Source organism: Planctomycetota bacterium (assembly GCA_039182125.1).
Lineage (GTDB): Bacteria > Planctomycetota > Phycisphaerae > Tepidisphaerales > Tepidisphaeraceae > JBCDCH01.
Genome location: JBCDCH010000113.1, coordinates 1 through 8,070, shown reverse-complemented (window position 1 = coordinate 8,070; position 8,070 = coordinate 1). Strand labels below are relative to the sequence as shown.

The window sequence follows — 8,070 nt, the reverse complement described above, 5'->3', positions numbered from 1 at the left end:
CACAACCTCGCCGTAGATCGCTTCGCGCATCTGCTCGGCAGCGTCGGCGGGGCTGAGCCCGACGGCCGCGAGTTCGGCGTGACGGTAGCGGATCGGCAGCGATGTGATCATGACCTCGCGGTTGGCGTTCACATCGCGAGCACCCGGCAGGGTTTGCAACTCGCCCTCGATCTCCTTGGCGACGCGTCGTAGCTCGGAGAGGTTCTCGCCGAACACGTTGATCGCGATCGCAGCAGGTGTGCCGGAAAGCACATGGCTCAGGCGGTGCTCGATCGGCTGGCCGACCATCGTGGTGATACCAGGAATCGACCCGAGGATGCGGTCGATCTCCTCACGGACCTCGTAGCGGTCCCGCCCGGCTTCGACCGTGACCTCGATCTCGGAGTTGCTCACCGGCTCGGCGTGTTCGTCACGCTCGGCTCGTCCGGTGCGCCGAGAGACTGATCGCACGCCGTCGATCTCGACGAGTTGCTTCTCGACTTCGGTCGCAAGACGGTCACTCTCGACGATCGAGGTGCCCGGAGGCGCAAGCAGGAAGACGGTGAACGTGCCCTCGTTGAACGAGGGGAGGAACGAACTGCCGAAGGTGCTTGCGAGCATCAGAGCGGCGGCGGTGACAAGGCCCGCAGTGCCAAGTACCCAGACGCGGAGGCGGATCGCCGTTCGCAGCGCCGGCTCGTAGCAACGCTTGAGCAGCCGAACAAGGAAGCCGTCGCGGTCCTCGTGCTTGCCCCCCAGCCGGCCCTTCAGCAGGAACCGGCACATCGCGGGCACAACCGTTAAGGCCACGGCGAGCGAAGCGAGGATCGATATCATGTAGGTGAGCGCCAGCGGCTGGAAGAATCGGCCTTCGAGACCCTGCAGGAAGAGCAGCGGCACGAAGACCATCACGATGATGACGGTCGCGAACACCATCGCCGGGCGGATCTCGTTGCTCGCGTCGAAGATGACTTCCACGAACGCCCGTCGATCGCCCCCCGGTAGGCCCCGGTTCTGCTTCAATCGACGGAAGACGTTCTCCACATCGATGATCGCGTCGTCTACAAGCACACCGATGGCCACCGTCAGGCCGCCGAGCGTCATGACATTCAGGCCCAGGTTCAAGGCGTCCATCATGAGCAGGCCGACCGCGAGCGAGATCGGGATCGCGGTCAGCGTGATGAGCGTGGTCCGTAGATTCATCAGGAACAAGACCAGCACCAAAAGCACGATGATGATCGCTTCGGCAAGGACCTTGGTGACGTTGTTGACCGCACGGTCGATGAAGTGCGACTGTCGGACCACGTCGCGGTTGAGCAGGGCACCCGCGGGTAGCATCGGTTCGAACTGATCGAACAGGGCGTCGAGGCTGTCGGTCAACGCCAGCGTGTTGGTGCCGGGTGACTTCTGGATCGAGAGCATCACCGCAGGTTCCGCACCCTCGGACGCGGTGCCTCGCTTGAGCGCCGGGCCAAGCCGAACCTCGGCGACCTGTCCGATCGTGACCGGGACACCCTCGTGGTACTTGATAATCGAGTTCGCGATGTCCTCGGCTCGCGTCACCCGGCTCTGCTGGCGGATCGGGATCTCGAAGTTGTCGACGTTGACGAGGTAGCCGCCGCTCGCGGTGCTGTGGGCACCGTCCGCGGCTTCGATGACATCCGTGATGGTCAGGTCGTAGAGCCGCAGCCGCTCCTGATCGACGTTGACCTGATACTCGGGAAGCTCGCCGCCGATCGCGACGACTTGGGCGACACCGGGCACAGCGAGGATCTTGTTCCGCAGCTCAAACTCGCCGTACGAGCGGAGCTGCATGGGGCTGACCGAGCCATCGGGCGATGACAGGGAGATCAGCATGATCTCACCCGCGATCGACGTGATTGGTGTGATGAACGGCTCAACCTCGTCAGGCAGATTCTCCCGCGCGGTCACGAGGCGTTCGGCCACGAGCTGGCGCGCGTCGAAGAGATCGGTGCCCCATTCGAGGTCGACCCAGACGATGCCGAGCCCGATCGCGCTCGCGCTCCGGACACGGCGCACGCCGGTCATGCCGTTGACGGCGGTCTCGATCGGGAAGGTGACGTACTGCTCGACCTCGTCGGCCGCGAGCCCGCCCGACTCGGCCATGATGGTCACGGTCGGGGCGTTGAGTTCGGGGAACACGTCAACGCTCATCCGAGGCAGGCGGTAGCAGGCATAGCCGACGACCATGACGGCCGCGATCAGGATGAGCGACGAGTACTGGAGCGAGAATCGGATGACGGCTTTGAGCATGGCTTAGTGCTCCCCGTCGTGGAAAGTGCCGTCGGCGTGGAAGTGCCCGCCCTTCTGGATGCTGCCGCTGGTCGCGAGCATGAGCTGGAACGCGCCGTCCAGGACGACCTCGTCGCCGTCGCGCACGCCGCTGAGCAGCGAGACCCATCGGCCATCGTCCTTGCCAAGATCCGCTTCCATGCGAATCGCCTCGTTTGGGTTGCTCGGGTTTCTGCGGAAGATGACGGGTGTGAGCCCGTCCCGCTGGACCGCCGCAAGCGGGATCGTCAGTTCGGGCGAAGCAGTGGCATCCGTTACGATTTCGAGCTGTGCGGAGATCCCCGGGCGAGCCCAAGGCTTGAGGTCCTCAGGGACAACGTACAGATCCAGCGATCGGTCAGTGGGATCACCGGCGAGCCCGAGCGAGAGCGTGCCCTCCATTGTGTCGGTCAGTGGGACCGCCCGGCCGGTTGTCGTTGGTGTCGGCGGCACGATGCGTGCCGCGAGTCCATCACGCAGCACGCCGAGATCACTCTGAAGCCCCGACGCGCGGAAGCGCAGCTGATCGGGCTGCACAACGGTCAGTACAGGCGTTTTCTCATCGGTCCACGATCCGTTGGTGAGACCGAGCATCTCGACGACACCCGCTTCGGTCGCGGTGACCATGATGGTCGTGATTGTTGCCCACGCGGGTTCAGGGCCGCGCGGCGTGTCATGGATCGCCGTGAGCTCTTCACGCGAACGCGAGACGACGGCCGAGGCCGCATCAATGAGATACTCCAAGCGTGACCGTGACGCACGCTGATCGGCGATGGCTTGCTGCCGATCAGCCGAGAGTTCCGCCTTCTTCTCCATGACATTCGCGAGATCGGCGCGCGTGCTCGCGAGCGCCGCCCGGGCCTGGGCAAGCTCATCGACGCGTCCGCCGCCAGCCTCACGGACCGATTGCAACTGCTCGACCCGCTCGCTCCAGACCGCAACGCTTTCGTGCAGGCTGTCTTCGTGCTGTTGGTGCGCAGCGAGGAGCGGCTCGAAGGTTTCCAGCCGAGCCCCGAGGCGTTCGATCTGCGCGGTTGCATCGGCGAGCTGCTGCTGCGTTTCGCGCCACGCCGGCGAATCCAGCCGATAGAGCCGCTGGCCCGCCTCGACGCGGTCGAACTGCTCAACAAGCATCTCGACACGGCCTGGCACCGCGGTGCGGTACTCTCGGCGCGCTGTCGGCAGGTACTCGAAGCGGCCGGGCACGCGGAGCGTTTGCTCAACCCGGCGGCGTTCGACCTCGACGAACGTGATGCCGAGATTCGATCGCACCGCGGCGGGTATCGCTACGAGGTTCGGATTCGTTGGTGCCTCGTCCTCTGCGTGGTCGTGCCCGTCACCGTCGGCGTGCTCGATCGCGGATGAGCCACGATCGCACGCGGTGAGCGTGAGCAGCAGCATCATCGCAGCGGCGAGCAGCAGGGTTCGTTGGGTCGTGTTCATCGGGAGGCCTCGTTTTCATGACGCGGTTCGGCGGGCGCGTCGTCCGCGGCCGAGCTGTCAGTTGTGTTCTGGGGGATGCTGTCGGCCTGTGCATCAATGGGGGCGGGTGACACGGGTTCATCCGGGCCGAGCAGCCGAGTGATCTCGATGGCGGCGCGCAGCTCCGCAAGACGCAGGTCAAGAAGTCGGCTCTTGGCCTCGAAACGCCGTGTCACTGTTTCGAGCAGGATGAGTGTGTTGACCTCGCCCAGGTCGGCCAGGCGTTCGACCTCGGACGATTGCTCATCGAGCATGGGCACAAGGTCGCGTTCGAACGCTTCACGCTGTGTTCGTGCAGCATCGAACGACGCCTTCGCCAAAGCTAGCTCTTGGGTGAGGCGTTCGAATGTGGTCTCGGCGGCCACTCTGGCCACATCCCGCTTGGCCCTCGCCTGGGCAATGCCGGCGCGGTTGGCGTTGAGGACCGGGATCGGGATCGAGAGCCCCAGCAGCAGACGGTCGTCGCCGTCCTCGCTCCCGAACCCGGTGCCGAGCGTGATGTCGGGGTACTGCTTGCGGATTTCGAGCCGGAGCGATTCCTCAGCGACCTGGTACTCGGCGCGGCGGACCGCGAGCAGTGTGTTCGCCTCGATCAACCGATCAACGCTCGTCTCAATATCGCCATCTCGTACGCCGCTGAACCTAGGGACCAACTCGACGGAGGAGTCGGGCGAAAGCCCGAGGAGCCCGAGCAGCCTGATCCTCGTGGACGCTTCATCGAGCTTGGCCTGGGCAATGTTGGCACGGGTCTCGACGAGCTCGACGCGCAGCAGGCGAGCTTCGACGCGTGTCAGCTCACCGGCGGATTCGAGGCGGTCGGTGATCGACGCGACGCGTTCGACTTGCCCGACGACTTCGCGAAGCAGACCTAAGCGTTCGGAGGCAGCCGACCACGCGGCCCATGCCGACCTGACTTGGGCCCGCGTGCGCCACTCGGCGTCGACAATCCGCCGCAGCTCGGCCTCATACGCCGCCCCGGCCCGGTCCTTCTCCACACCGAGCCGTCCCGAGACCGGGATCGTCAGACTCAGGGTGAGGCCGTACTCGAACGGCCCGGCCGGCGAGAGGATCTCAGCACCGTCGAAGCCGAACTCGGGGTCTTCCCACAGCCCTGCTGTCTCGAAGGTCGCGAGTGCAACGCCCGCATCGAGCCGAGCGATCCGGAGGTCCGCGTTGTAGAACAGCGCGAGGACTTCGCCCTCGGCCTGCGTGAGTCCGTCGGTAGGGTCGAAATGCTCGACGACCGCTTCATCCGCCTCGGCGAGTCGTTCGGCAAAGCGTTCAATGGCTTCGGTGTTGTCGAGCCGCAAGCTGAACGCGGACCGATGCTCGGCAAGGTTCAGCGGTGCTCGTTCGTAGGACTGGCAGCCGACCAGCGCACACAGCACCGCCGCCGAGCCGAGCCCCGGCCATCCTGCCCTTAGGGACAGCGGGCGTTTCAAGTTGTTCATGGGTCCTGAATCCTGTTCGGGTCCAAAGCGACACCAGCCGCAGCCGACAGCGTCGGCGCGGTACGCGCGAAGCAACAGACAGGATCAGATGGTCAGACGAACGCTCGCAACGATCGCAAGCCGATGGGCTCTGCCGGGGTCAAACCAAGGCGGCGGTCGCGGTGGCCTGCGCTGGCCGAGACCTGCCTCGACGAGCACAACACCCCAAGCTTGGGTCGGCACTGCAACCGGGGCCGCGTCGCCCGCGTTGTCGCCGCGCGGCAAGCTGAGCAGTTCCGCAACGGCGAGCTCGATATCCGTGCAATCGCAGTCGTGCTCGTGCTCACCCGCGGGGACGGGCAGCGGCCACGAACTGTGGTGCCCGCACTCGGACTCACAGTGATCGGACTCCGCGGGAGCGTGCTCATGACCCCCGCCAAGGCACACCACAGCCGTGCCGCCACCGCCGCCGGCGAGGGCATGCAAGGCGATGATCGCGGTGAGTAAAATGGCGAGCGGACGATGGTTCACGGACAGAAGTATATGTCGGCTCCTGCCGGGCGTTGCTTGAGAACCGGCGCTGCGGCACGCGATGTGCGTTGACGTTGGGGCCTCGCAGCCAGTATCGCGGCCAGAATCGCGGTCACGCGTCCTGACACGCCGCGATGTCGAGGCCGACTAGATAGGCGCTTATCGCGGTGCCCTTGGCTGCTGCTACAGGCGCATCTCTCTTCGGGGAAGTGGGCTGAGGTGCGGCCGGGCGATCGCTCGTTACTCTGGCAGATGAATAAGACCGCTACACAGGGTGAGCCGCAAGATCCGGTCGCTGATTCAAGAAGTCTCGGATCATGAGAGCGGCGGCGGCTCCCTCGCCAGCGGAGCTTGCCGCCTGCTTTGTGCTCCCCGCGCGGACGTCGCCGGCGGCGAAGATGCCAAGAAGGTTGGTCTGCATGCTGCCATTCGTGGCCACGAATCCTGCTTCGTCGCGGTCGATCGTGTCGGGCAGCCACTGGGTGTTCGGCTTCAGTCCGATGAATAGGAAGACACCGGGCACTTCGAGCGCCTGCTCGCCGCTGGGGCCGCTGGTGACCACGCGTTGCAGCGATCCGTCGCCCTCGAACCGCGAAACGGTCGTGCTGTAACGGACATCAATCGCGTCGTGCTCCGCGACTTTATTGGCAACGAGCTTGCTCGCCGTCATGGCATCTTCTCGGACAAGTAGCGTGACCCGATCAGCAAACCGTGTCAAAAACAGGCTCTCTTCCCCGGCGCTGTTACCACCGCCGACAACCGCCACGTGCTGGCCCTGGTAGAACGGTCCGTCGCAGGTGGCACAGAAGTGAACACCCGCCCCGACGAACTCTTCTTCTCCGGTGACGTTCAGACGCCGGTAGGTCGACCCCGTCGCGAGCAAGACCGCGGCCGCGCCGTACTCGCGTCCGTCGGCAACACGGACCGTGCGGCATGAGTCGCTCCATTGGAGGCCGATGACTTCGGTCGCGGTCAGGATCTCGACACCGAACCGCTCGGCCTGCTGACCGAGGCGTGCCGAAAACTCTCGTCCCTCGATGCCTTCTGGGAAACCCGGGAAGTTGTCCAAGCGGTCTGTTGTCGCAACCTGACCGCCGACGGGGCCCTTGTCGATGACGAGCACATTCTGCCCCTCCCGCGCTGCGTAGAGCGCCGCGGTCAGGCCAGCGGGACCGGAGCCGATGACGATGAGGTCGTAGAACTCACGCTTGGCCTGGCGTTGGATGCCGAGCGCGTCGGCGAGTTCGGCGTTCGACGGGTTGACCATCACCCGGCCGTCGGCCAGCTCGATCGTCGGGATCACGCGCTTGCCGTTGTTGAGAGAGGCGATCCGCTCGTTGGCGTCCGGGTTGGCATCGACATCGACCCACTGGTAGGACACGCCCATCTCGCCGAGAAACACCTTGGTATTGCGACAGTCGGGGCACCAGTTCGCGCCGAACAGGGTCAGTTGGGAATCCGGCATCGTGTGTGCCCTCATGAGTTACGGAACAGGTCAAGATCAACTCGAATGCCGAATCCGGCGTGTCCGCCGGGCGCGGCTGGGATGCGCTCACATCTGGCTTGGATCGTAGTAGAACTTGATATGGCTGGCTTTGCCGTCCTTCCAGGTCGTCACCTGCACCTGATCGGGGTTGAAGGTCGAGCCATCCTTCATGTCCACGCGGATCGAGTACTCCGCGAACGTCACGCCGTTGCCGGGGCTGGTCTCGTGCCCGCCCACGCTGTGCACGGTGACGCTGTGGAACGCCTGCACACCTTCGAGGACCTTCTTCTCGTTCTCGATGATGGCCTGTCGGCCGACCACCTTGGCCCCGGTGATTTCCTCATTCACGGCGTCGTCCGCGTAGAACTGCTCCATCCCGGAGAGGAAATCCCCTTGCTTGAGCTGCTCCATCATGGTGTTGGTGTTGTCGATGATCGATGACATTGAACTTTCCTTTCGTCTGGCCGGGACGTCCGTCCCGGTTGAGTGTCTGGTCTGTACGTGGCACGCGGTGCCGGTTCACGTTTACTTGCGGTTCGCCTTCAGGGAGTTACCGAGCAGCCAGATGGATGCACCGAGCAGAACAGCATCCTTGAGCAGGAACTGTCCCGGGGCGATCGAGAGAGCGGGGAATCCGCCGAGAGAGGGCTCGAAGACACCCGGCGTCGAGAGCATGAAGCTCAGCGTGGTCGCGAACATCCCTGCCGCGAGCAATGCACCCACAGCGCCGATACGCCGGAACCAGGGGCCGATCGCGATCATGGCGGCGATCACCAGCTCGGTCACCCCGAGCCCGGCCGCGAAGCCGCGGACGCTCACGATGTCGTACATCCAGCTCATCAGCGGGCTGTTCTGCACGAGGCCGGAGAT

General features: G+C 64.8%; 7 protein-coding genes. All 7 read right to left on the bottom strand.

Features of this window, described 5'->3' with window-relative positions:
• On the bottom strand, positions 1-2,253 hold a 2,253-nt coding region (locus AAGD32_17970), incomplete at its 3' end, for an efflux RND transporter permease subunit (protein MEM8876136.1).
• Positions 2,254-2,256: 3 nt separating this feature from the next.
• Positions 2,257-3,714 carry a hypothetical protein gene (locus AAGD32_17965; GenBank protein MEM8876135.1) on the bottom strand — a complete coding sequence of 486 codons (1,458 nt, stop codon included), beginning with the start codon at positions 3,712-3,714 and terminating at the stop codon, positions 2,257-2,259.
• On the bottom strand, positions 3,711-5,204 hold the full coding sequence (locus tag AAGD32_17960; GenBank protein MEM8876134.1) for a TolC family protein: 1,494 nt from the start codon (positions 5,202-5,204) through the stop codon (positions 3,711-3,713). The genes AAGD32_17965 and AAGD32_17960 overlap by 4 nt, the downstream gene beginning before the upstream one ends.
• Before the next feature lie 84 nt (positions 5,205-5,288).
• Positions 5,289-5,714: a hypothetical protein gene (locus AAGD32_17955; protein ID MEM8876133.1), complete on the bottom strand. Its 426-nt coding sequence runs from the start codon at positions 5,712-5,714 to the stop codon at positions 5,289-5,291.
• A 265-nt stretch (positions 5,715-5,979) separates the two neighbouring features.
• Positions 5,980-7,179, bottom strand: coding sequence for an FAD-dependent oxidoreductase (locus tag AAGD32_17950; protein MEM8876132.1), 1,200 nt, complete (start codon positions 7,177-7,179; stop codon positions 5,980-5,982).
• An 87-nt stretch (positions 7,180-7,266) separates the two neighbouring features.
• Positions 7,267-7,644: a hypothetical protein gene (locus AAGD32_17945; protein MEM8876131.1), complete on the bottom strand. Its 378-nt coding sequence runs from the start codon at positions 7,642-7,644 to the stop codon at positions 7,267-7,269.
• 81 nt (positions 7,645-7,725) lie between these two features.
• Positions 7,726-8,070, bottom strand: a 345-nt coding sequence (locus AAGD32_17940) for a DUF417 family protein (GenBank protein MEM8876130.1), incomplete at its 5' end; no start/stop codon positions are given.